Origin of the sequence: Nocardia acididurans, assembly GCF_016741815.1 — a bacterium.
Lineage (GTDB): Bacteria > Actinomycetota > Actinomycetes > Mycobacteriales > Mycobacteriaceae > Nocardia > Nocardia acididurans.
Genome location: NZ_JAERRJ010000003.1, coordinates 426,593 through 448,781 on the forward strand (window position 1 = coordinate 426,593; position 22,189 = coordinate 448,781).

Sequence of the window (22,189 nt, forward strand, 5' to 3'; positions counted from 1 at the left end):
GAACAGGGGTATCGCCATGGTGAGTTTCGGATTGATCGACGAGTGGGAACCGGAGCCCGGCCGCATGGTCAGCTGGGTGGCCACACCGCGCTCCCTCGCGCGGGCCGCCGCGGCTCCCGCGCATCCCGCGCCGCCGTCCCATCAGCAGGAGGAGTACCTGCGGGCCGCCGGCCGCAATGCCGCGGCGGACTTCCGCTTCTCCGGCCTGTGCCTGGTGACCGCCCAGGTGCCCGACGTCCTCGACCGCGCCGCCATGACCCGCGCCGTGAACGCATTCCTGCTGCGGCACGACACTTTTCGCACCTGGTTCGCCATCGACCCGGGCGGCGCGGTGGTGCGGCATCTGGTTCCGGAGCAGGATGTCGAGTTCGCGGCCGTGGACCACGGCGAGCTGGACAATGCCGAGGCCATCCGCCAGCACGTGCAGAAGACCACGCCCGGCCCCTTCCAATGGGACTGCTTCAGCTTCGGCGCGATCGAACACGAGGGGTCCACCACGCTGTACCTGGCGGTCGATCATCTGCACACCGACGGTGTGGCCCAGTACATTTCCTGCTTCGACCTGGCCACGCTGTACGCCCGCGAGATCGGCGAGGACATCGAGACGCCGGTGCGGCCCGCCAGCTTCCTGGACTACTGCATCCGCGAGCGCGAACAATCCGCCCAGCTCACCCCGGCCAGCCCCGGCGTGCGCAGGTGGCTGGAGCTGGTGCGCGGCAACGATGGCGAATTACCCTGCTTCCCTTTGGATCTCGGCAAGCGACTGGACGGCTACAATCGCAGCGCACACCGCACGATACCGCTCTTCGACGAGGCCGGAGCACAGCGTTTCGAACGCGCCTGCCAGACAGGCGGGGCCGAATTCACCGGCGGCATCTTCGCGGTCGCGGCGTTGACCGAACGCGAACTCACCGGCGGCGACTACTACTTCGGCATGACGCCGATCAGCACCCGGGCCACGGTCGCCGAACTGGCCTCGGTGGGCTGGTACGTCACCCTCGTCCCGGTGGCCTTCCCGCTCAGCGCCACAGCGACTTTCGCGCGCACGGTGACCCGCGCCCAGCGGGCCTACGAGAACGGCCTGCGACTGACCTCCGTCTCCTTCCACCGCGTCCTCGAACTGGCCGCCGCCGATACCGGAATCACCGTGCCGCCGGGCTGGGTGACGCCGATGATCTCCTATGTCGACGCCCGCGACTTCGCCGGTCACGAGCTCTTCGACACGGCCCGCGGCGGCGTCTACGCGAATCGGGCCGCCAGCGAGGAGGTGCTCATGTGGATCAACCGGCTGCCCTCGGGCACCTCGCTGAGCATGATCTACCCGGACACCCCGGTGGCGCACGAATCCGTGAATCGCTATGTCGCCGTGATGAAGTCGCTCTTCGAACAGGCCGCCGCCGATCACTGACCGAGCGCGCCCGCGAACACGGCCCAGGAGTTGTGCAGATCCTGCTGCCAGTACGGCCACGAGTGTGTGCCGCTCGCCCGCAGATCGATCACCGCCGGAATATCCAACTCCCGGAAGCGATCCCCCAACTGACGGGTGCACGCACTCGTCACGGCATCCAGAATCCCGCCGATGACAAGCTGATCCACCAGCTTGACCGCATTCCCGTCGATCCCCGGCCCGCCCAGCGTGTCGAACGTCCCCGCCTGCCCGGTACCCGAGCTCACATAGATCGCGGTACCGCGCAGCCGGGCCGCATGCAGATATGGATCGTTCTCCGCCCACGCGGGATCCGTCGGCGGCCCCCACATATTGAGCGGATTCCCACGCCGCGAAGCCACGACGGCATCCACCATGACCTGCCCGAGACCATCGCCGGTCCGCACACATCCGCTGTAGGACCCCAGCGCCCGATACAGCCCCGGCGCGGCCAGCGCCAGCCGGAACACCGCCGAACTCGCCATGGACAACCCCGCCAGCGCATTCGCCCCCGACCCCTGGAACGCCTCGTCGACGACCGGCGGCAACTCCCGCGTCAAGAAAGTGGTCCACCGCTGCCGCCCCAGCACCGGATCGTCCACCCGCCAATCAGCGAAGAAGCTCCCCGCCCCGCCGATCGGAATCACCACGGTCACCTGCTTATCGGCGAAGAACCGATCCACATCGGTCTTGGTCAGCCAGTTGCTCCCGTCCCGCCAGTCACCGGTATCGGTCCCCCCGTCCACGCCATTGAGCAGATACAGCACCGGCGCGGGCCGGGTAGCGTCCACCGCCGGAAGCACTGCCACCGGTATCGGCCGATCCATCGCCGCCGAGTACACGCTCAGCTCGACCATCCGCCCGGTTCCCCGCGCGGCGGGCGGTTCCGCCACCGCCACCCGCCCACCGCGATCAGCAGTGCAGCCACCAGCAGGACAACCGTACGAACCATGTGCGCGAACGTATGCCCGGTCCGGCTGCTCGCGCGGCGGCCCGCCGAACCGCTGGAGAACTCGCCAGCCAGGGGGCATCCGGACTGGTACCGGCCACAACCCCCGGCTGGACGGTCCGGCCCTCGGCATCAGGCCGCGGCCGCCGCCTTCAGCATCCGCATGGCCGCCTCGGGGTCCTCGACATCGACGACGAGCCGCGTGAATTCGCCGCCCGCCAGCTCGATCCGCACGGCTCGCCCCTGAAACAGGGTGTCCCAGAACTCCTTGCGGCCCTTCCCCCGAAATGTCCCGGCAGCGATCACGCCCGGAAAGAACGCTCCCGGGGCCCGCAACCACGGCGGCCGCAAATCCACCTCGGCAACCGACACCGAAACGACATTCGCCAGATCGAACGTCACATGCTCCCGCAGAGCCAGCACCCGGTGGGCCCCGGTCACATGAACCGTCACAGTCGTCCCCACAACTTCGAGCTCGACCATCTCACACCTCTCCAGCCGACATCACTGCCGTCATCCACGGTGCCCTCCGAACCTGGCCGAACCCTGAGCTCGTCCTACGAGTTTTCTCAGACTTCCGGCCTGTGATCGGTGGCACAGTGGGGGCATGAATCGGGGCGGGCATCGAAAAATACTGGTGGCGGCCATAACCGTCGGCTTGCTGGTGGTCGCGGCCCTTGTGGCTGTGTGCTGTTCGACCGACGATGATCCGCCCGGTCCGGCGACCCTGGCCTATTTCGTGAAAACCGATGAACTCTCCATCGCGAGCGCCATGGAGGTCAGCCGGCCGGAGCAACTGGACGCCTTCTTCGCCTCCCTGCACGGAGGGCTGTCCGACGGCGATGAGCACTTGATCCGATCCGTTGTCGAGAATCGGCCCAGCAACCACCGCGCGTTCGCGTTCAATGTGCCGGGTTGCCAGAACACCGGGGCCTACCTGTCGATCTCCGACGAACGGATGCACCCGGTTTTGACCGGCGGCGAGAACGTCGCCTGCGCCCGCGCCGTGTGGTACCTCGCGGTCTTCACGCTGCCCGCCGAGGCCGTACCGCCGACCGCGAAAATCGGCTGAACCCGATCCGGACGGCGGACGCGAACCTGTCGGTGGCATCACATACCTTTGGGCGCATCGTGATCGACCGGGAGGGAGAACGATGGCCTCGAATCCGAGTGCCTCGCCGGATGCACCGGCTTGGGAAAGTGCTTCTGTGGTAAGGGTTTTGCCCGCTGTCGCGCCGCGCAAACTGAACAAGGTTCCGTTCGTGGAGCTGGCCGACGGGCGGTTGCAGGGGGTGGTGTCGAGCGGGTCGGACATCTCGCGCGTGTACGTGGCGTCGGTGGCGGCGGGCACGCACGGGCTCAGCTGCTCCACGAACAACAATCGGCCGTGCGGCGGGTTGAATCAGGGGTACGCGTGCAAGCACCTGGACGCCTTGATCGAGGAGGCGGTGCTGCAGTACGGGCAGGATCGGGTGGCCCGGTTCCTGCGGGTGGAGGTTCCCGAGGGTGAGCGAGTTTCCCGCTACCTCAACGGAACTCGCGATCCGGCGCCGGCCGCGGCGGTGTTCGCCCGGTTCCTGCGGCACCTGGCCTACCTGGAGTTGCCGGGTGGCGTCGCGCCGGTTCCGGAGCTGCACTGGTTTCCGGCGGGGGTGGGTCGCTGATGCGGGAGGTAGCGCTGAGCGCACTGGCGCAGTCCCCCGACGGGGTGACGGCGGCGCTCGAGGCGGTGGGCGGTTTCGACAACGCCCTGGTGAACGGGTTCGCGCGGGTTTCCGAACCGCAGGGCGCGGCGCTGGCGGCGCTCGCCGGGGCGGTCGCGGGTTCCCCTCTGGCCGAAGCGGTTTCGGCGGCGGTGGCCAAGGTGAGCACCGGAGCCATCGGCGCCGAGGATTTGTCGGCGCTGGCCGCGGCCCGCGCGGCGCTGCTCGGCGCGGTGCACGACGCCCTGCTCGCACAGGCCGATACAGCGCTGGGGCGCAACAGATTCGAGTGGACCGAACCGGCGCAGACCACCGCGCCGAGCGCACTGGCGGTGGGCTCGCGAGCCTGGCTGGGCGAGCTCGCCATCGCGGGCTGGCGCGGCGTGGATCATGACCTGGTCTCGGCCGCGGATCAGACCGTGGAGGCGTTGCTGGCAGAGCCCACGCTGCGGCGGCTGGCCGTCCTGCTCGACGGATTCACCGCCGAACTCGGCGGATCCGCGCCGATCGCCACCATGGACCGGATCCCCGCGCGCCGCTGGGCCGATCTGTGGGCGCGGGCCCTGCTGCTGTCCTGGCGCGGTCCGGAATCCGCTGTCACGGAATCTGTTTCGGGCAGGCTGCTGCCGCTCGCGGTGGATGTGCACGAGCACGGTACAGCCGTGCAGGCCCAGTTGCACGGGGTGCTGGAGGTCGCGGGCGCGCCGTCCCGCCGGGTGCGCGTCTCGGTGGCGGCGGCGAAGGTGGACACCATTGTGGGGCCGGCGATCTGGCAACTGCTGGCCGCGCATCGGCAACTGCTCACCGCACTCGCCGAACACCGCGCGCTCGAACTCACCGATATGCCGCTGACCGGCACGGGCGATCTACTGTGGGACGACCATCGCGCGAAGGCCGGGGAGCCCGCCGATCCGTTCGTCACCGCCACGGTGCAGTTGCCGCAGGCGCACGGCCCGGCGGTCGCACCGCTGGACCGCGACCCGGTGCACATCGCCGAGCCTGTCCTGCTCGACGGGTACAAAATCCGCGACGGCGCACTGGCATCGGGCGATCGTCGGATACGCCTGGAGCTGGACGCACTGGCCTCGGCCGGTCCCCTCACCGCTCCGATCGTCAATGCCTCCAGCGCCATGATCGGCCTGCTGCGCTGGGACGCGGACAGTTGGTCGGTGCGCCCGCTGGCCGTGCAGCGCAAGGTCAAGACCGCGCTCACCGCCTTCCACAACGGCGACTGGGCGCTCGGCCCCACCGATCCGAAAGTGGCCAAGGCCCAGGCGAAGTCGGGCGACGCGGTGGCTGTGCTGCGCGAACGGGCAGGACGGTTGCTGCGCAAATGACCAATCACGAGACACGGCGCCAGATCCTGTACTGGCGTCTACTGGCCGGTGTCTTCACCGGTGATCAGCAGCCGACCCTGGAACAGGCGAGCGCGGGCATCGTCGACGATCTGGGACTGCCGCTGGCGGTACTGGATCCGGGCATCTCCATCGACAATGTGGTGCAACGGTATCCGGCGATGGAGGCCGAGTTCGCGAGGCTCGACTTCTCCGAAGCCGGGGCGACCGAAACCGGGGCCGAGGAGCCCGGTGACACCGCGGCCGAGGACGCCCCGGCCGCGCCCGACGAGCTCGAAGCCGTCGCATCCCAGCCCATCGGCGCGGCCGATGTCCGCACCGCCGCACTGGTTTCCAAACTCCTGCTCAACGTATTCGCCACCGGCTCCGGTCAGGTCAGCGCCACGCAGCTGGCCGGCTGGCAGTCCGATGCCAACTGGCTGCGCCGCTGCCTGGGCGAAGAACAGGCGGGTGCGGTGCAGGGCGTGCTCACGGGCCTGGAGGGTGAGCTGGTCTCGCGCATGCGCCTGCGCGAGGTGCTGGCCGACCCGCATCTGGCCGCCCAGCTCACCCCGAGCATGTCGCTCATCGAACAGCTGTTGCGTGACAAGCACAATCTGTCGGGCGTGGCCCTGGCCAATGCCAAACGCCTCATCCGCCGCTATATCGACGAGGTGGCCGAGGTGCTGCGCACCCAGGTGCAGCAGACCAGCGTCGGCACCGTCGACCGCTCGGTCCCGCCCAAACGCATTCTGCGCAACCTGGATGTGGACCGCACCATCTGGAAGAACCTGCCCAACTGGAATCCCAACGACGAGCGCCTCTACGTGGACCGGCTCTACTACCGCCAGACCGCCAAGCGCACCGTCCCCGCCAAGATGATCGTGGTGGTGGACCAGTCGGGTTCCATGGTCGACTCCATGGTGAACTGCACCATCCTGGCGTCGATCTTCGCGGGTCTGCCCAAGGTGGATGTGCACCTCATCGCCTACGACACCCGCGCCCTGGATCTCACCCCGTGGGTGCACGATCCGTTCGAGGTGCTGCTGCGCACCAATCTGGGCGGCGGCAACGACGGCCCGATCGCCATGGCAATGGCGCAGCCCAAGATCACCGATCCCAAGAGCACCGTGCTGGTGTGGATTTCGGACTTCTACGAGTTCGACCGTTCGCAGCCGCTGTTCGAGGCCATGGAGGCCGTGCACCGCTCCGGGGTGAAGCTCATCCCGGTCGGCTCGGTGAACAGCTCCGGCCATCAGAGCGTCAACCCGTGGTTCCGCGAACGGTTCAAAAACCTCGGCACCCCGGTGATTTCCGGACGCATCCAGAAGCTCGTACACGAGCTCAAGAACTTCCTCGACTAGGAGACAGACCCTCATGAACGACGTTTTGCGCGCCCCCGCCGAGGTCAAGTACGCCGCGGAGCTCGATTGGCTGGAGTCCATCGACGACGGCCCCAAGCCGTTCGCCTGGCGGCTGAGCCCGAAGATGGTGCGGCTGTTCATTCTCGGCTCCGAACGCGCCGACGGGCTGGACCGCGAGGTGGAGCAGAAGTGGTTCGGCGACCGCAGTTTCGTCGAGCGCAGCATCGTCACTCTGGCCTCGGACCGCGGTCTGCTGCTCATCGGCGATCCCGGTACCGGCAAGAGCTGGCTGGCCGAACTGCTGTCCGCCGCGATCAGCCGCAATTCGACGCTGGTGGTGCAGGGCACGGCGGGCACCACCGAGGACCACATCAAGTACTCGTGGAACATCTCCATGGTCATCGCCAAGGGCCAGTCCCGAGAGTCGATGATCCCGTCGCCGATCATGACCGCCATGGAGCAGGGCGTCATCGGCCGTTTCGAGGAGCTCACCCGTTCCACCAGCGATGTGCAGGACGCGCTGATCTCCATCCTGTCCGAGAAGTACGTCTCCATCCCCGAACTCGACGATGACAATGTGGTGTTCGCGCAGCCGGGCTTCTCCATCATCGCCACCGCCAACAGCCGCGACCGCGGCGTGAACGACCTGTCCTCGGCGCTCAAGCGACGCTTCAACTTCGTGCGAATCCCGGTGGTGTCCAACAAGAAGAGCGAGGCGGAGATCGTGCGCTTCCGCACCGCGGAACTGCTGCGCCGCCACTCCATCGAACTGGAGCTGCCGCCCACGCTGCTGGACATCCTGCTGGAGAGCTTCGCCGATCTGCGCGCCGCCGCGGCCGCCGCCACCAGCGACGACGACAAGCTGGAGTCGGCGCTGTCGACCGCCGAGCAGATCGGCGTCCTCGAGGACGCCATCCTGCACAGTCAGTTCTTCGGCGAGAAGGAACTGCGCGCGGAAACCCTGGCCGGTTCGCTGGTGGGATCCCTGGCCCGGCGCACGCCCGAGGATCTGGCCATTCTCAACAAGTACCTGCACGGCGTGGTCGAGCCGCGCACCAAGGGTAAGAAGGGGCAGATCCCGTGGGGCGAGTTCCTGGAGGGCGGCCGGGCCGCGATCGCGAGGCTCTCGTGACCGTCTCCGGTACCCCGGCCGCCCCCGGCACAGCGGCACCGAATACCTTTGCCGCACTGCGGGATCAGCTGGCGAACGCGGCGGTCGCGTTCGCCGGCGCGCCCGGCGCGGCGGGTGACATCCTGGCGGGCATCGTCGACGACGTCGACCGGGCGCTGTCGGAGCGGCTGGAGATCTTCCCGGTCTGCCACCACTCCCCCGCCTCCGGGCTGGCCATGGTGCGGCGGCTGCGCGACAAACAGCCCAGCGTCATCTATCTCGAACTCTGCGAGGATATGCGCCCGCTGCTGGACGAGCTGCGCAACTGCCGGTTGCCGGTGGCGCTGCAGGCCTTCGCCACCGACACCGACGGATTCCCCGCCGCATGGGCCCCGCTGTCGGTGGTCGCGCCGATCACCGAATCCTCCGCCGAGTACCAGGCCATCGCCTATGCGCTCGACACCCCGGACGTGGAACTGGTCCTGGTGGACCGCTCCACCGATCACGTCTTCCAGTGGTCCCCGGAATCCGAGCAGCCGCAGCAGCCGCAAGCGCCGTCCGACAGTGAGCCGCCCGAGGACGACGGCCTGCACGGCGCGGCCGTCGGCATCGAGATCGGTGATCTGCGACCGCGTTTCGCCGAACTGGAAGAACACCTGCTGCACCACGGCAAGGTCCGGCACTGGTCGGAATGGTGGGACCAGTACGTCGAGCAGCCGCTGGCGAACGCCGACTACGACACCTACCGCCAGGTCATGGTGATGATCGGCAGCCTGTTCCGGCGACTGCGCCGGGGCAGCACCGTCGAGGACGAGAATCGTGAGCGCTACATGTGGACCCGTATGCGGGAACATCTGTCCGCCAACGACATCGACCCGGCGCGAGCGCTCTACGTGTGCGGGGCGGCGCACGCCGCGAGCCCGGTCGAGCAGTTCGGCATCGACTCGGACGCACCGTTCGAGATCTCCCCGCGCTCGGCCACCGCCTGGCACTACGGGCTCATCCCGTCCAGCCACTCCGCGATCGAGGCGCAGTTCGGGCTGGCGGGCGGCGCGGTGTCGATCGCGGCGGCCACCTGGTCGAAGGGGTTGCGGCGCAGCGCATTGCAGTCGTTCCAGCTGGAGGGTCAGCAGGGTGCGAAGAAGCGCGCCAGGAAGCCGCTGCTCCCGACGGCCCCGGAAACCGCCGTGGCGGATCAGCTTTCGGGATTCCTCTCGCGGCCACCGGTCCTGGACCCACTGGACGAGGCCGAACTCCTGGAGTGGTCGGTGGATATCGTCCGCCTGGCCCGGCGCAACGGCTACCTGGCCAGCACCGCCGACGCCATCGCCATCTTCGAGACCTCGATCCTGTTGGCGGGCTTGCGCAACCGCGCCCGGCCCACCCCGTACGACTTCCAGGACGCGGCCGTCACCTGTATCGAGAAGGACCGCGTACCGGGGCGACGCGATGTGCGCCGGCTGTGCGAGATCCTGCTCGGCGGCGACCGCATCGGCCAGGTCGGCTACGCGGCCCTGCCGCCGCTGGCCCGCGACGTCCTCGACCGGCTGGAGCCGCTCGGCCTCGATCTGTCCAAACGGACCCTGCAGCGCGCACTGCTGGATCTGAAGTCGAATCCGGAGTTGCGGCCCTGCTCGGATCTGCTGTGGCTGCTGCGCAGACTGCTGCCGCAGGATGCGTTGCGCCCCATCATGGGTTCGCGGGGACTGGGCGAGACCTCCATCCAGGAGAGCTGGGATATCGGGCTCGGCAAATACCAGCGCTCGCTGGTGGAGCTCGGCTACGAGGGCGTCTCGGTGGAGCAGGTGCTCGAGCAGCGCCTGCGCCGCGCGGTCTCCGCACCCGACGCGACCGCGGCCGTGGCCCTGGCCGCGGTCGAGGACGCCCTCGTGTACCTGCGCTCGGTGCGCCTGGCCGACGAGCTGGGCGCTCGCGCGGTCGAACTCCTCGCCGCCGAGCGCACGGTGGACGACGCGCCCGTGGTGCTGCGGCGTATCCGCCTGCTGCTCAACTATTTCCGCTCCACCGAGGACGGCCTGCCCGCCTGGTGCGAACGGTTCGTGACGGCCGGCTACGCGCACTACTGCACCCTGCTGCCCACCGCCTTCACCGCCGAGGAGACCGGTCCGCCGCAGGTGGCGGCCATGCTCGGCTTCCTGTTCGGGATGGAGAACCTGGCGCTGTCGCTGGGCTGCGATCACACCCAGCTGGAACTGGCTGTGCTGCAGTCACATCCGGAGGCTCCGGCCAAGGTGGCGCTGCTGTGGGCGGCGCGCTTCCAGCTCGGCCTGCTGACCATGGCCGAGCTGCGCGAGCGCTGTGACGCCATGCTGGCCAATCCGCTGGTCCTGCCCACGGTTCCGCAGTACGTGAGCGGTTTCGTGCAGGCCATCGACCCGGCCCCGGCCCTGAAACCCTTTGTGGTGGAACTGCTGTCGAAGGCTTTCGGCACCCTGCCGGACGCGGTGCTGCTGCCGTGGCTGCCGAAGCTCATCACCACCCTGAAGGATCAGGCGGGCGATCTCATTCCGGGCCTGGTCCGGGAGGCCGGTCGCACGTTCCCCGGCGCGCTGCCCGCCGTGGACGCCTTCGTTCCGCCCTGGTCGGTCGAATTCGCCACGCCCGCAGCGCCGGTGGCCGCCGTCGCGAGCGGACCGGTCAGCGATCTGCTCGCCGCGCATCCGGCGGCCTGCGACGCCCTGGCCGGTCTGCTCGGCCTCGCGGGCGGCTGGCAGGAGGCCGGACCGACCGGGAACCGCGAGGTCTCCGAGCTGCTGGACCGCTTCCCGGCTACCGCCGCCGCGCTGGCGACGCGACTCGGGATCGTGGCCGCGGGCGGCTGACCCGGATTCGACGGTGATTCAGGCCCCGGCGATTCGCCGGGGCCTGAACGCGATTCGCGTGGTCCGTCGACTCAGCGGGTGGGCCGGGTGGTGGCCCGGGGATCCTGCCAGTGCCCCAGATCGAAGTACAGCGTGGTCATGGAGTCCCACAGTGCCGGCCACGACTGCTTGGGCCCCTGCAGCTTCCACACCGCGACCATCCGATCGATGCCGGGGATGCCGATGGGATCGTCGAGTCCGCCCAGCCGCTCCACCCTGTCGAACCGAGTGCGCAGCTCCGGCTCGGCGGTGTTCAGCCCGACGTAGATCACCGTGGTCGTGGTGTCCGGCGGCGGTCCGAAGAAGCCGAATCCACGGCTCGGACTGTAGGTCTCGGGCAGGTCGTAGCGGCCGCCGAACTGCTCGACCGCCCCGGCCTGCCAGTACCCCTGGGCCATGATGACCGCGTGCTCCTTCTCCCCCGGAGTCAGCGTGTCGTAGCCGGCGGCGACGCCGGCGACCATGCGGTCCCAGTTGGTGGTGCCGAACAGCGCCGATCGGACGCCGAGGTCGATCGCGGTATGGGTCTGGGTGCGCCAGTGCTGCGGCAGCGGCAGGCCGGTGAGCGAACCGGCGAAGGTGATCACCGTGAGTCCGATGATCGGGACCAGCGCCAGATTCATCCATCGCTTCCGCTCGAACTGCATCAGGCAGACGGCGCCGAGGGCGAACATGGCGGGGAAGAAGCCCGTGGGGTAGTAGGGCCTGCCGTGCGTCGCGATGACGAAGGCGGTCATGACCACCAGCGCGACCGCGACGAAACGGTAGGGGCGCAACGACTCCAGCTTGTACACGCCCCAGAACCCGAGGGCCAGCAGCAGCGCGCCCAGGAAGCCCGCCAGCGCCAGCCACTGCGGGATGAATCCGATCGGACCGTAACCGGTGGCGTCCTGTTCCGCGCCGATGATCGAGCCCATGGCCAGCTGCGGCCAGTTGTGCTGTGACTGCCAGTAGAGGATGGGGATGAAGGCCGAGGCGAGAATGCCGGTCGCGATCCACAGGGCCCGGCGGCGCAGGATCTCGCGCGGACCGCACAGCACGACGCCCACCCCGAGGCAGGCCCAGACCAGCGGGATCATCCACTTCACCTGCATGTCCAGTGCCGCAACGAGTCCCGCCACGATGAGCAGCCGGTCCTCGCGGGTGCGCACCCAGCGGATGAACAGCCAGGTGATGACGGCGGTGAAGGTGGCGTCGAAGGAGAAGGTGCTCAGCGCGACCTGGGTGGCGATCAGGCTGGAGGTGCCGTAGGTGAAGGCGGCGAGCAACTGCGCGCGGTGGCTGCCCCGCAATTCGTAGGCGATCAGCGCGGCGACGACGACCGCGCCCACGCACATCACCACGGCCGGAAAGCGCAGGGCCGTCAGCGATCCCGGCGCGATCAGATCGGCGAGGTGGGCGAAGAACGGCACGACCACACCCTGGTCGGCGTAGGTGTAGTCGAGCCGGCGTCCGGCCGAGAGGAAATAGAGTTCGTCGCCGAAGAAGTCGTAGCGGCTGGCCGTGGCGGTCAGCACGACCCCGACGAGGGTGGCGATCAGTGCGACGCCCCGCAGTGCGAACGTAGGACTGGTATCTCGAATGACTTCCGGTTCGACGCGAACCGGAACGACGGCTGTCATGTACTGCCCCTGAAACTTTCCGACAGACGCGTTCGACGTCCCTGCGGTGACGTGACCTCTGCTCGCTGGTTAACAATTCCCACCCCGGCAGCGAACAATGAGCGCGGGCGCTCGCGATCCTGCTCGGAATTATGAAGTTTTCGGCAACGCTAGTTTGAAACACTGGCGTCCGCAAACGCACAGCCGAACGCGCGGACGGCATTGCCGCCAATCGACGGATATCCCCCCGCGTTACTGTGATCTGGGCAATAATCCTGCCGCTTTAACAGATCACAGCCCCATTAACACACACGGATCAAGATCGTACCCAAAATACGAAAAAGACCGCAGATCTGTTGATCTGCGGTCCTTCTCGTGGTGGAGCTAAGGGGACTCGAACCCCTGACCCCCACACTGCCAGTGTGGTGCGCTACCAGCTGCGCCATAGCCCCGGATGGGTGTGCTCCCGGTTTCCCGAGTGCCTGCAAGAAGTTACACCATTGGTACCCCGATAGGCCAAATCGGGGGTATTCGGAGATGTGCTGCAGGATGGCTGGATGGCTGCGAACGAGACGGGTGGAACGCGTGAGGTGGCGATTCGACGAGCGGTGACGGCGCTGGGAGTGTTCATCGCCTTCGGTGCGGTGGCCTGGCAGGTCGTCACGGCCGGCTGGCTGACCGGCGGGGATCAGGGCACGCTGAACTGGTTCGTCGGCCACCGGGCGGCGGGCTGGACGATTCTCGCGGAGGAGATCACCTTCTTCGGCAATCCGGAACGGGCGGTGTTGATCGCGGCGGCGATGGCGGCGTTCGTCGGGTGGCGGTACCGGAGCTGGCGCGGCGCGATCCTGGTGGCGATGACGGTCGCCACGGCCACGGCGGTGGGGCACATCATCAAGCGCGCGGTGGGGCGCGAACGGCCGCCGGTGGACACCCGGGTGGTGGATGCCACCGGAATGTCGTTCCCCTCGGGGCACGCCACGGCCACCGCGGCCTTCGTCGGCGTGGCCGTGCTGGTGTACCTGCGGACGCATAAAGGGTTGGTACGCAGCGTGATTGCTGTGACATGCGGCACGCTGGCGGTGGCGGTCATGGCCACCACCCGGCTCTACCTCGGTGTGCATTGGCTCACGGATGTGCTGGGCGGGGCGCTGCTCGGGCTCGGAGTCGTGCTGGTCGCGGCCGTTGTGCAGGTGTTTTGGTGGCCTCAGGAAAATCGAGATGAGTTGGGGGCCAGGAAAATCAGGGGGCGCGTACCCGGAAACCACGCGTAGACTCGGCGGCGAATCGTCGGGGGTGACGGTCGGGTCCGGCTCGAAGGGATCGCACACGGTTGAAGCTGATCAATGGTCGCTATGAGCTGCAAGAGCTGATTGCCGTTGGGGGGATGGCCGAGGTCTATGCCGGGCTCGACCACCAACTGGGGCGATCGGTCGCTGTGAAGATGCTGGATTCGGGAAGTCTCGCGGCCGCGGGCGGCGATCTCGGTATGCAGCGGGCCCGATTCGAACGCGAAGCGCGCATCGCGGCCAAGATGACCTCGGCTCACATTGTGACGGTGCATGATTCGGGCGTCTGCCAGGACAGCCGCGGCGTCCGGCCGTTCCTGGTGATGGAACTGGTGGACGGCCCGAACCTGCGGCAGCGGCTGCGCGAGCCCTGCGCCCTGCCGGTACTGCTGAACTATCTCGACGGCGCGCTGTCCGGCCTGGTGTACGCGCATTCGGAACACCATGTGGTGCACCGGGACATCAAACCCGAGAACATCATGATCTGCCCGGACGGCTCCGCCAAACTCACCGACTTCGGCATCGCCATCGAACTGCGCGAGAACTTCCAACGCCTCACCCGGGCCCACCATCAGGTCGCCACGCCCGCCTACGCCGCGCCGGAGACCATGCACGGCAGCCAGGCGACGCAGCTCAGTGACGTCTTCTCCTTCGCCCGGGTGTGCTGGGAAACCTTGAGCCACATCCACGGCGGCGCACCACTGCCCGAACCCGTCCAGGTCGTGCTGGCGCGCGCCCTGGAACCCGATCCCGCCGCACGGCAGCGCTCGGCGCGCGAGTTCCAGACCCAGTTCCGCCACGCCGTCGCGCACGCGGCCTGGCCGCTGCACGCCGTCGCGCACAGTGGCGCGAGCGCCGGCGGCGGTATGCGCCACACCAGCGTGCTGACCCCGGGCGATATGCAGGAGTCCCAGCAGATCCCGACGCCGCCGCGGCTGCCCACCGACACCACGGCCGGCTTCCTGCTGGCGCCGATGATCGACCAGCGGCAGCGCGTGCTGGAACGGCTCTCCAAGAACGATCCGCGCTACGTGGCGGGTGTCATCGGAGCGGCGGCGGTGGCGGGCGCGCTGCTGGGCTGGCTCGCGTTCCTGCTGATCGGCTGGGTCGGCGTCACGATCGTGAACCAATTCTGAGGTGGGACAGTGAGATATCGACCGGTGGGGACGGCGTGGCAGAAGTACGTGTTCGCGGGATCGCGCGCCTCGCATTGGCTGCGCGTCGCATTCATCGTGGGACTGACCTCCTTCGGCGGCACCCTGCTGCTACTGCTCTACGCGCTGGTCACCGGATAGGGACCGGATGCGCACCGTCTGCCTGAACTGCCTGTCGGAATTCCGCTACGACCGGGCAACCGATTCCTGGTTTCGGATCATCCGGAAAGCCAATGGGGATCACGCGAAACAACTGGGCGTTCTGTTCGACAAGTTCAACCTCAAATGCCCCAATGGTTGCGAGATCGACGAGGAGATGCTGAATCACCCCACCAAGGTGATCGGCTTCGTCGGCGAATCCGCCTCCTCCAAAACGCATTTGATCGTGTCGATGATCCACTCGATGATGAACGATCCGGTGCTGGCGCAGGAGTGGTCGATCATCCTCACCCGAAAGTCGGTGCGGCTGTGGGCCTCGCTGGAGGACCAACTGGTGAACCGCAAGGCCATCCGCGCCACCGAGGGGCGCAAGTTCGCCGGCAACCAGCTGCAGAAGATCGACACTCCCCCGGCCCCCGGCGGCGCACAGCGCCAGCAGCAACAGCAGCAGCCGCGCCATCACGCGTGGAGTCATCTGCAGCAGCGCACGCCCATCGTGGTGAAGGTGTCCTCGCTGTACACCAGGCGCACGGTGAATCTCGCGTTCGTCGACGTCGCGGGCGAGGACATCACCGACGGTGCGGTGGCGGCACAGGTGAGCCCGCATCTGGCGGTGGCCGACTTCCTCTGGTTCGTGGTGCCGTCGACGCTGAACAAGCAGTACCTGTCGATCATGCGCGAGCACGCGGGCCCGGCCAACGAGGACAGTCTCAGCAATGACGTCGAGCACTCGCAGACCGTCGGGCGCACCAATGTGATGATCGATCAGATCTCCAATATGTGGCGCACCGCCAACAGCTACCCGGCGCACCAGCCCATCGAGCCGCCGCGCCTGCACGTGTCGACCATCCTGGCGAAATCGGATCTGCTGTCGCTCATCGACATGCCCGAGGTCAGCATTGTCGCGCCGCCGTCGGACTGGGCGCAGTCGCCGCTGTGCACCAATGGCTCGGGCAATCTGTACAACTGGAATCAGATGGACTACCGCAGCCAGGCCACGCGGAGCCTGGTGCGCAAACTGTTCCCGGCCGTGGACACCACGCTGTCCATCCACTTCCCCTACAACCGGTACTTCCCGGTCTCGGCGGTCGGATGCGGAAAGCGCAGTGACAACTCCTATCCGGTGTTCAAACCGTACGCCGCCTCGGATCCGATGCTGTACATGCTGAGTCTCATGGACGAACTACGGACGGACCGATGACCGGATTTCCGCAGCTGCTGTGCGGTTGGGCGATGGTGAATCTGGAGTCCTCCGGTGCGGGCGTGGGCGTGGTCGCACGCTCGGCCGACTGGCCCGCGCATCTGGGATCCACTGTGCGCGAGATGGGTTCGCTGGTCACCCTGCCCGGCGAGGAGCCACCGGATTCACCCGAGCTGTTCGCGCTGGAGTTCCAGCTGGTGGGCGGGCTCGCGCTGGCGGGGCTCAAGACGCCGTCCAACGCCCGGCCGGGAACCTGCGTCACGCATCTGGTGGCGGGGGAAGCCGGTGTGCTGGACGGGGTTTCGACGCTGACCCTGTACGACTCGGGCGGGTTCGTCAGCACGCTGAACGGATCCATCTCGCCGACCGACCAGTGGGAGGCGGCCGCGGTCGCCAGCGAGGAGAGCTCCTGCCGCGCTGCGGCTTCCACGATGCTCGACGAGCCCTGGCTGCCGGTGCTGATCGCCGCGGTGCTGGCCCGGCTGGCCGGGCAGGGTCCGACGGTGGCGCTGCATGTCGGCACGGCGGCCGAGGCCGTGTCCATGCTGCGCGCACTGTACGGCATGCTGCCCCGGAAACCGTTGCGCGAGTTGACCTTCTCCACCTTCGCCGAGCACACCGCAGCCCAGCCCGCGATCGTCGCGGTGGTGGCGGGCAACGGTATCGGTGTGTCGGCGGAGCGGGTGCGGATCGGGCGCGACAGCAGCGCCGACGGACGCACCGACACCTTCTCCAGTATGGGCCGCGAGATCGTTCGGCATCGGCGGGCAGGCGTCTGCCCGCCGGAATCCCTTGCGACCGTGCACGATATCTATCAGTGGTGCTATCAGCGCCATCTGCGCACCCTCGAACCCGCGGCGCTGGACGAGGAACAGCTGGCCACGGTCCTCACCGATCCGGAGCTGACGGCGGACTGGTTCACCGACCCCGGCGTGGCCCGCCGCGCCATCCGGCTGGCGCTGGACAACCCCGCGGTGGCGAAGGCGCTCGCCGGGCTCGATCATCGCCGGAATATGCGCTCCGCCTTCGAGAAAGCGCTCGTCGGCCATGTGCGGACCGGCGGCCGCGAACGCACCCGCGCGGCGCAGCTGGCCGGTGAGCTGGGTATCGACATCAGTGAACAGGTGGAGGCCTCGGCGTGGCAGCGGCTCGACGGCAGCACGCTGACCGCCGACGACGCGCAGACGGTATGGCCGCGCCTGCAACACACCTGGACCTCGGGCGGCAGATCACAGCGCGACCAGGTCCTGCGGCGGATCGAGAAGCACCGGGCGCTACGGGAATTCGCGCTCGCGTCGAAGGATCGCGCGCTGGCGTACGAGGCGGTGCGCGCCGAGGTCTGTGATCCGGCCGTGCACGCCGGGAGCAGTCAGCTGCTGCTGCACGCGCTGTACACGCAGCTGGAGATCGTCGCCCAGCTCACCGTGAACGTCTCGGCCACCAGCCGGGACCGCTATATCCTCGAGCAGATCCTGAGCTGCGCGCCCGACGACCGGCTGCCCGATCTGATCGCCGCCTGCGCGCGCTACCCCGGGGCCGACGCCATCGAGATCATGCGTGCGATCACGCTGGTGCGCGCGGAGCCCGCCGAGATCGTGGCGGCGCTGCGGCCCGGCTGGACCGCGTTGCGCACCTTCCTGGATCTGCCCGAGACGATCACGCCGCTGGTGATCCTGGACGCCACCGCCGAGGAACGCCTGGTGGGCAAGGACGGCCGGCGCGGCCTCCCGTCACCGCTGGATCTGATCCGCCGCCGCCCGCAGGCCGAATGGCACGAGTCGGAGATCGTGCACATGTTCAGCGCCGCCGATCACGACCGCATGATCGAGGACTGCTACGAGATCCTGCGCGCCGCAATCGATTCCGATATCGGCCTGGTCGCGGACTGCATGGCCGAACGCTCCCGCACCGCGACCGGCGCCTCGGTGCTGGCCCGCGCCATGGCCAGCGCCGGCCGCGAACGGCTGCCCGCGCTCATCGCCGCCGTGGCCCGGCACCCCGATGTGGACGCCTATACCCTGCTGCACGCCGCGGGCACCCTGCGCCTGGATCCCGAGGAACAGGTCGCGATCCTGGAACGCGGCTGGCGCTCCCTGCGCCTGCGCCTGGACCTGCCCCACCGCATCGCGACCCTGCTGGTGCTGGAAGCCCCCGGCCTGGGCACCCTCCCCCGTCACATCGGCCAGGAGGCCCGAGAACCCCAGCGCCGCAACCTTTTCCGTCGCTGAGCACGCTCACGCCTGGACGCGGCCGGTGCGGCGGCCGCGCCTGCGCGCCCCGTGCAGCAGCAGCGGCGTGATCGGCCCGTCGTATCCGGCGGCGATCAACTCCACCGTGGCGGTGAACTTCGCGACGAAGCGTTCGGCGGTGGCCCGGTCGAACAGCGCTGTCGGATAGACGAACAGGCCGTCGATGCCGACCGGCGCGCCGGTGTGGTCGTAGCGCTCGGTGAGGCCGATCTCCAGGTCGTGTTTGGCCCGCACCACCCCGGTCGGCACCTGTGTCACCGAAAAGTCGCTGCTGCCAAAGGCTTCCGGATCCGCAGCAGCGGCGCGCTGCAGGATCAGGGTCGCCTGGAACAGCGGGTGCCGCGCATCCTGCGGCAGGCAGCGCTGCAGCCGCGGATTGGAGGTGTCCGGATTCGCGAAGGCCGCCAGCGTCACCCGGCGCACCTGCTCGAGCAGTTCGTCCATATCGGCGGCGCGATCGAGCCGCACGCGCAGCAGCACATCGTCGGCCAGATTGCCCACCAGATCGGCGAGCAGCGGATCGACGCGCCCCGAAACAGCCGTTGCCACAGTCACATCCGGGCACGCGGCGAAGGCGGCCACACTCAGCGCGAAGGCCGCCTGCAACACCATGAGCAGGCTCGCGCCCGATCGACGGGCGCGGGTCAGCAGATCGGCGTGCAGGTGCGCGGCCACGGCCAGCGGCACGGCGTCGCCGTCGGCGTTCGCACGCACCGGCCGGGGCCGATCGAAGGGCAGGTGCAGCGGCGCGGGACGGCCGACGAGATTGTTGGCCCAGAACCGGAGCTGTGTGCTGGCCCGGCTGTACGGGTCCCCGAAGTCGCCCAGGTACTCGTGCTTCCACAGCGTGTAGTCGATGTAGTCCACCGGCAACGGCGACCACACCGGCGCCTGCCCGGCGACCCGTGCCGTGTACGCGGTCAGGAAATCCCGCATGAAACGGACCGAACGAACTGCCGTCCATGGCGATGTGGTGAACGACCAGCGCCAGCACCACATCCTGCCGTCCCAGCCGGAACAGCCGCGCCTGGATGGGCAGTTCGGTGGCCAGATCGAAACCCCAGGCGCAGAAGTCGGCGAGGCGCTGGGCCAACTCCCCGGTGCGGGTGTCCACCACGGGCAGTTCCACCCGTGCGACATCGGCGTCCACCACCACCTGGATCGGCCCGTGCGCGGTGGCCGGATAGCAGGTGCGCAGTGGAACATGCCGTCGCACAACATCATCGATCGCCGCGGCCATCGCGGAAGTGTTCACGGCCGCGTCACGAATGCGATACGCGCTAGCTACATTCCAGTCAGCCGCGAATCCGTCCCGCGCCGCGTGCCACATTCGCTCCTGCGCGGGCGCCAGCGGTATTCGGGCCGATCGCGGCATTCGCCGCAGCGGGCGCGGATCCGAGACGATCCGTAGAAACTCTTCCTGGTCAGAGACCTGACGACGAACCCCCCGGCCGGCCCGAGCAGAAACGGGAACCGCCATGGCTGCTGTCCTTTCAGCTGCCGAGCGAATCCCGAACCGCCGCCCAAAGATCCGGCAGCACTGCGGGGCGACAGCGCGCAAGACGGTAGCAAAGAAACGGCTATTAGGGTGGGCCAGGATCGAGAGCAGAATCACGAACGGCCCCCACTCGCATCCCGGGCGAGTGGGGGCCGTCGAGCGTTCGGGTCAGCGCAGCGTGACCGTGGTGGGCAGGCTGGCGAAACCGCGATTGTTGGAGGAGTGGATGCGGCGCAGGCCGTCCGGATCGATCTCGAAGTCCGCCACCGCGGCCGCGACCTCCTGCAGCGCGACGCGCAGTTCCAGCAGCGCCAGATTCGAGCCGAGGCAGTGGTGGCGACCGCTGCCGAAGACCAGGGAGGCGCCGGTGTCGCGATCCATATCGAAGGTGTCCGGATTCTCGAACACCTCCGGATCCCGGTTGGCCGAACCGGTGAGCAGCAGGATGCGGGCGTCGGCGGGAATCGTCACGCCGTGCAGTTCGACCGCCTCGGTGGTGCTGCGCAACTGGGTCTGGGTGGCCGGATCCCAGCGCATGGCCTCGGCGATCCAGTCGTCCACCCGGCCGTCCAGGGCGAGCCGGCGCTGATCCGGATGCAGCGCCGCCGCGTGCCAGGCATTGCCGAAGGTCAGCATATTGGTTTCGATGCCCGCGCCGACCAGCAGAATCAGCACGCCCACGATCTCCTCGGGGGTGAGCCGGTCCGCGCCCTCGGACGCGCCGAGCAGCCCGGAGAGCAGATCGTCCTGCGGGCGCTGCGCGCGCTCGATGGTCAGTTCGGTGTAGTAGCCGACCAGCGCCCCGATGGCGGCCATGGCCTCGGGCCGCAGATCGGTGGACTCCTCCTCGGTGTACATGATCTCCATGCCGAGCTTGCGCAGCATCTCCCGATCGGACTCGGGCACGCCGACCAGTTCCGAGATCACGTCGGTCGGGAACGGCCCCGCGAAATCGGTCATGAGATCGAAGCTGCCACGCTCCAGCAACGGCGTCAGCAGCCCGCGGGCGATCTCCCGCAGGCGCGGCTCGAGCGCCTGCACGCGCCGGGCCGTGAACGCCTTGGTGACCAGCCCGCGCAGCCGCGTGTGCTTGGGCGGATCCATGGCCACGAAGGAGAAGAACCGCTCGGCCTGCGGACCCCAGAAGGCCGGCTCCATGCGAATGCCGTTCACGCTGGAGAAACGCTCGGAATCGCGCAGGGCGGCCAGCACGTCGGCATGCCGGGACAGCGCCCAGAAGTCGTCGGCGTCGTTGCGGTAGACCGGGGCGTCGGCACGCAATCCGGCATAGTAGGGATACGGATCGGCGTGCACGTCGAAGTCGTACGGGCTGTAGCGCAACTGCATGAGAAGGGCCTTCCGGGTCGTAGCGGCCCCCGCCGCTACCGGTTCGCAACTCGGGCTGACATGATGCAACACTAGTCGAGAAGGATTGGGGGCGTTGTGAACTCGGAACCGACACCGGATTCGGCCGCAGCCCGGGTGGATACCACCAAACCGCATCCGGCCCGTCGTTACGACTATTGGCTCGGCGGTAAGGACAATTTCGAGGCCGACCGCGAGTCCGCGGACGCCGTCGCCGAGGCGTTTCCCACCGTCCGGCTGGCCGCGGTGGAGAACCGCAACTTCCTGCGCCGGGCCATCCGCTTCCTGACCGCCGAGGCCGGGATCCGGCAGTTCCTGGATATCGGCACCGGCCTGCCGACCGCCGGGAATGTGCACGAGATCGCGCAGGGCATCGCACCCGAATCCCGCATCGTCTACGTGGACAACGATCCGATCGTGCTGGTGCACGCCCGCGACCTGCTCAACAGCTCCCCGCAGGGCGCGACCACCTACCTGGACGCCGACCTGCGCGATCCGCAGCGCATCCTCACCCATCCGGATCTGCTGGCCACCCTGGATCTGTCGCGGCCGGTGGCGCTGATGCTGGTGGCCGTCCTGCACTTCATCACCGACGACCAGCGACCCTACGAGCTGGTGCGGCAGCTGTCGGACGCGCTGCCCTCCGGCAGCTACCTGGCCATGACCCACGCCACCAGCGACTACATCGACCCCGAGGATGTCGCGCGCACCGAGGAGTCCAATCGGCGCAGCGGCATTCCGTTCCGGCTGCGGTCCAGCGCCGAATTCGCCCGCTTCTTCGAGGGGTTCGAGCTGGTGGCCCCCGGCATCGCGCCGGTCACCGCGTGGCGGCCGGAGGAGTGGCGGCCGCATCCGCGCGCCGAGGCCGTCTCCATGCTCGGCGCGCTGGCCCGCATTCCTTGAG

At 68.3% G+C, this 22,189-nt stretch carries 18 protein-coding genes, 1 tRNA gene and 1 pseudogene; 13 read left to right on the forward strand and 7 right to left on the reverse strand.

Annotated features, from left to right (window positions below):
* Nucleotides 1-16: 16 nt before the first annotated feature.
* A complete protein-coding gene (locus tag JK358_RS09940) occupies nt 17-1,408 on the forward strand; it encodes a condensation domain-containing protein (protein ID WP_201945906.1) in 1,392 nt (463 codons plus the stop codon).
* Here JK358_RS09940 and JK358_RS09945 read toward each other — a convergent pair.
* Together JK358_RS09945 and JK358_RS09950 are read right to left on the reverse strand one after the other, a co-directional pair.
* Entirely contained in the window at nt 1,402-2,283 is an 882-nt protein-coding gene (locus JK358_RS09945) for an alpha/beta hydrolase (protein WP_307817429.1), read from the reverse strand. The genes JK358_RS09940 and JK358_RS09945 overlap by 7 nt on opposite strands.
* Nucleotides 2,284-2,507: 224 nt before the next feature.
* Complete coding sequence (locus tag JK358_RS09950; protein WP_201945910.1) at nt 2,508-2,858, reverse strand: hypothetical protein; 351 nt, start codon at nt 2,856-2,858, stop codon at nt 2,508-2,510.
* Between the two features lie 124 nt (nt 2,859-2,982).
* Between JK358_RS09950 and JK358_RS09955 the strand changes: the two genes are divergently transcribed.
* The 6 genes from JK358_RS09955 to JK358_RS09980 all read left to right on the forward strand — a co-directional run bounded on the left by JK358_RS09955 (nt 2,983) and on the right by JK358_RS09980 (nt 10,730).
* A complete protein-coding gene (locus JK358_RS09955) occupies nt 2,983-3,447 on the forward strand; it encodes a hypothetical protein (RefSeq protein ID WP_201945912.1) in 465 nt (154 codons plus the stop codon).
* Between the two features lie 136 nt (nt 3,448-3,583).
* Entirely contained in the window at nt 3,584-4,039 is a 456-nt protein-coding gene (locus JK358_RS09960; protein ID WP_307817430.1) for a hypothetical protein, read from the forward strand.
* A complete protein-coding gene (locus JK358_RS09965; RefSeq protein WP_201945916.1) occupies nt 4,039-5,415 on the forward strand; it encodes a hypothetical protein in 1,377 nt (458 codons plus the stop codon). Before JK358_RS09960 ends, JK358_RS09965 begins: the two co-directional genes overlap by 1 nt.
* Nucleotides 5,412-6,776, forward strand: coding sequence for a VWA domain-containing protein (locus JK358_RS09970; protein ID WP_201945917.1), 1,365 nt, complete (start codon nt 5,412-5,414; stop codon nt 6,774-6,776). The genes JK358_RS09965 and JK358_RS09970 overlap by 4 nt, the downstream gene beginning before the upstream one ends.
* 13 nt (nt 6,777-6,789) lie before the next feature.
* The gene (locus JK358_RS09975) at nt 6,790-7,908 is read left to right on the forward strand and encodes an ATP-binding protein (protein WP_201945918.1); all 1,119 of its coding nucleotides are present in this window, start codon (nt 6,790-6,792) and stop codon (nt 7,906-7,908) included.
* A complete protein-coding gene (locus tag JK358_RS09980) occupies nt 7,905-10,730 on the forward strand; it encodes a DUF5682 family protein (protein WP_201945919.1) in 2,826 nt (941 codons plus the stop codon). Before JK358_RS09975 ends, JK358_RS09980 begins: the two co-directional genes overlap by 4 nt.
* Before the next feature lie 71 nt (nt 10,731-10,801).
* Here the strand turns inward: JK358_RS09980 and JK358_RS09985 are convergent, their stop codons facing one another.
* Together JK358_RS09985 and JK358_RS09990 are read right to left on the reverse strand one after the other, a co-directional pair.
* The gene (locus JK358_RS09985) at nt 10,802-12,391 is read right to left on the reverse strand and encodes a glycosyltransferase family 39 protein (RefSeq protein ID WP_201945921.1); all 1,590 of its coding nucleotides are present in this window, start codon (nt 12,389-12,391) and stop codon (nt 10,802-10,804) included.
* Between the two features lie 355 nt (nt 12,392-12,746).
* A tRNA-Ala gene (locus JK358_RS09990) sits at nt 12,747-12,822 on the reverse strand.
* Nucleotides 12,823-12,927: 105 nt separating this feature from the next.
* On the opposite strand from JK358_RS09990, the gene JK358_RS09995 reads away from it, so the two are divergent.
* The 5 genes from JK358_RS09995 to JK358_RS10015 are packed head-to-tail and all read left to right on the forward strand — an operon-like array spanning nt 12,928 to nt 18,401.
* Nucleotides 12,928-13,644, forward strand: a complete 717-nt coding sequence (locus JK358_RS09995) for a phosphatase PAP2 family protein (protein WP_201945922.1) — start codon at nt 12,928-12,930, stop codon at nt 13,642-13,644.
* A gap of 59 nt (nt 13,645-13,703) precedes the next feature.
* Nucleotides 13,704-14,795 carry a serine/threonine-protein kinase gene (locus tag JK358_RS10000; RefSeq protein WP_269811775.1) on the forward strand — a complete coding sequence of 364 codons (1,092 nt, stop codon included), beginning with the start codon at nt 13,704-13,706 and terminating at the stop codon, nt 14,793-14,795.
* Between the two features lie 9 nt (nt 14,796-14,804).
* Complete coding sequence (locus tag JK358_RS10005) at nt 14,805-14,954, forward strand: hypothetical protein (RefSeq protein WP_201945924.1); 150 nt, start codon at nt 14,805-14,807, stop codon at nt 14,952-14,954.
* A gap of 7 nt (nt 14,955-14,961) precedes the next feature.
* Complete coding sequence (locus JK358_RS10010; protein WP_201945926.1) at nt 14,962-16,173, forward strand: hypothetical protein; 1,212 nt, start codon at nt 14,962-14,964, stop codon at nt 16,171-16,173.
* Nucleotides 16,170-18,401, forward strand: coding sequence for a GAP1-M domain-containing protein (locus JK358_RS10015; protein ID WP_201945928.1), 2,232 nt, complete (start codon nt 16,170-16,172; stop codon nt 18,399-18,401). Before JK358_RS10010 ends, JK358_RS10015 begins: the two co-directional genes overlap by 4 nt.
* A 6-nt stretch (nt 18,402-18,407) precedes the next feature.
* Here JK358_RS10015 and JK358_RS10020 read toward each other — a convergent pair whose 3' ends face one another.
* From JK358_RS10020 to JK358_RS10030, 3 genes and pseudogenes are all read right to left on the reverse strand, one after another.
* Nucleotides 18,408-19,358, reverse strand: coding sequence for a condensation domain-containing protein (locus JK358_RS10020; RefSeq protein WP_201945931.1), 951 nt, complete (start codon nt 19,356-19,358; stop codon nt 18,408-18,410).
* A gap of 67 nt (nt 19,359-19,425) precedes the next feature.
* Nucleotides 19,426-19,902, reverse strand: a pseudogene (locus tag JK358_RS39925) (condensation domain-containing protein); the annotation flags it as partial.
* A 186-nt stretch (nt 19,903-20,088) separates the two neighbouring features.
* Nucleotides 20,089-21,267 carry a cytochrome P450 gene (locus JK358_RS10030; protein WP_201945935.1) on the reverse strand — a complete coding sequence of 393 codons (1,179 nt, stop codon included), beginning with the start codon at nt 21,265-21,267 and terminating at the stop codon, nt 20,089-20,091.
* Between the two features lie 96 nt (nt 21,268-21,363).
* On the opposite strand from JK358_RS10030, the gene JK358_RS10035 reads away from it, so the two are divergent.
* On the forward strand, nt 21,364-22,188 hold the full coding sequence (locus JK358_RS10035; protein WP_307817433.1) for an SAM-dependent methyltransferase: 825 nt from the start codon (nt 21,364-21,366) through the stop codon (nt 22,186-22,188).
* Nucleotide 22,189 lies beyond the last annotated feature (1 nt).

Coding starts and splice junctions, on each gene's coding strand:
- JK358_RS09940 (WP_201945906.1), top strand. CDS start 17: ATGGTGAGTTTCGGATTGATCGACGAGTGGGAACCGGAGCCCGGCCGC.
- JK358_RS09945 (WP_307817429.1), bottom strand. CDS start 2,283: ATGGTCGAGCTGAGCGTGTACTCGGCGGCGATGGATCGGCCGATACCG.
- JK358_RS09950 (WP_201945910.1), bottom strand. CDS start 2,858: ATGGTCGAGCTCGAAGTTGTGGGGACGACTGTGACGGTTCATGTGACC.
- JK358_RS09955 (WP_201945912.1), top strand. CDS start 2,983: ATGAATCGGGGCGGGCATCGAAAAATACTGGTGGCGGCCATAACCGTC.
- JK358_RS09965 (WP_201945916.1), top strand. CDS start 4,039: ATGCGGGAGGTAGCGCTGAGCGCACTGGCGCAGTCCCCCGACGGGGTG.
- JK358_RS09970 (WP_201945917.1), top strand. CDS start 5,412: ATGACCAATCACGAGACACGGCGCCAGATCCTGTACTGGCGTCTACTG.
- JK358_RS09975 (WP_201945918.1), top strand. CDS start 6,790: ATGAACGACGTTTTGCGCGCCCCCGCCGAGGTCAAGTACGCCGCGGAG.
- JK358_RS09985 (WP_201945921.1), bottom strand. CDS start 12,391: ATGACAGCCGTCGTTCCGGTTCGCGTCGAACCGGAAGTCATTCGAGAT.
- JK358_RS09995 (WP_201945922.1), top strand. CDS start 12,928: ATGGCTGCGAACGAGACGGGTGGAACGCGTGAGGTGGCGATTCGACGA.
- JK358_RS10010 (WP_201945926.1), top strand. CDS start 14,962: ATGCGCACCGTCTGCCTGAACTGCCTGTCGGAATTCCGCTACGACCGG.
- JK358_RS10015 (WP_201945928.1), top strand. CDS start 16,170: ATGACCGGATTTCCGCAGCTGCTGTGCGGTTGGGCGATGGTGAATCTG.
- JK358_RS10020 (WP_201945931.1), bottom strand. CDS start 19,358: ATGCGGGATTTCCTGACCGCGTACACGGCACGGGTCGCCGGGCAGGCG.
- JK358_RS10030 (WP_201945935.1), bottom strand. CDS start 21,267: ATGCAGTTGCGCTACAGCCCGTACGACTTCGACGTGCACGCCGATCCG.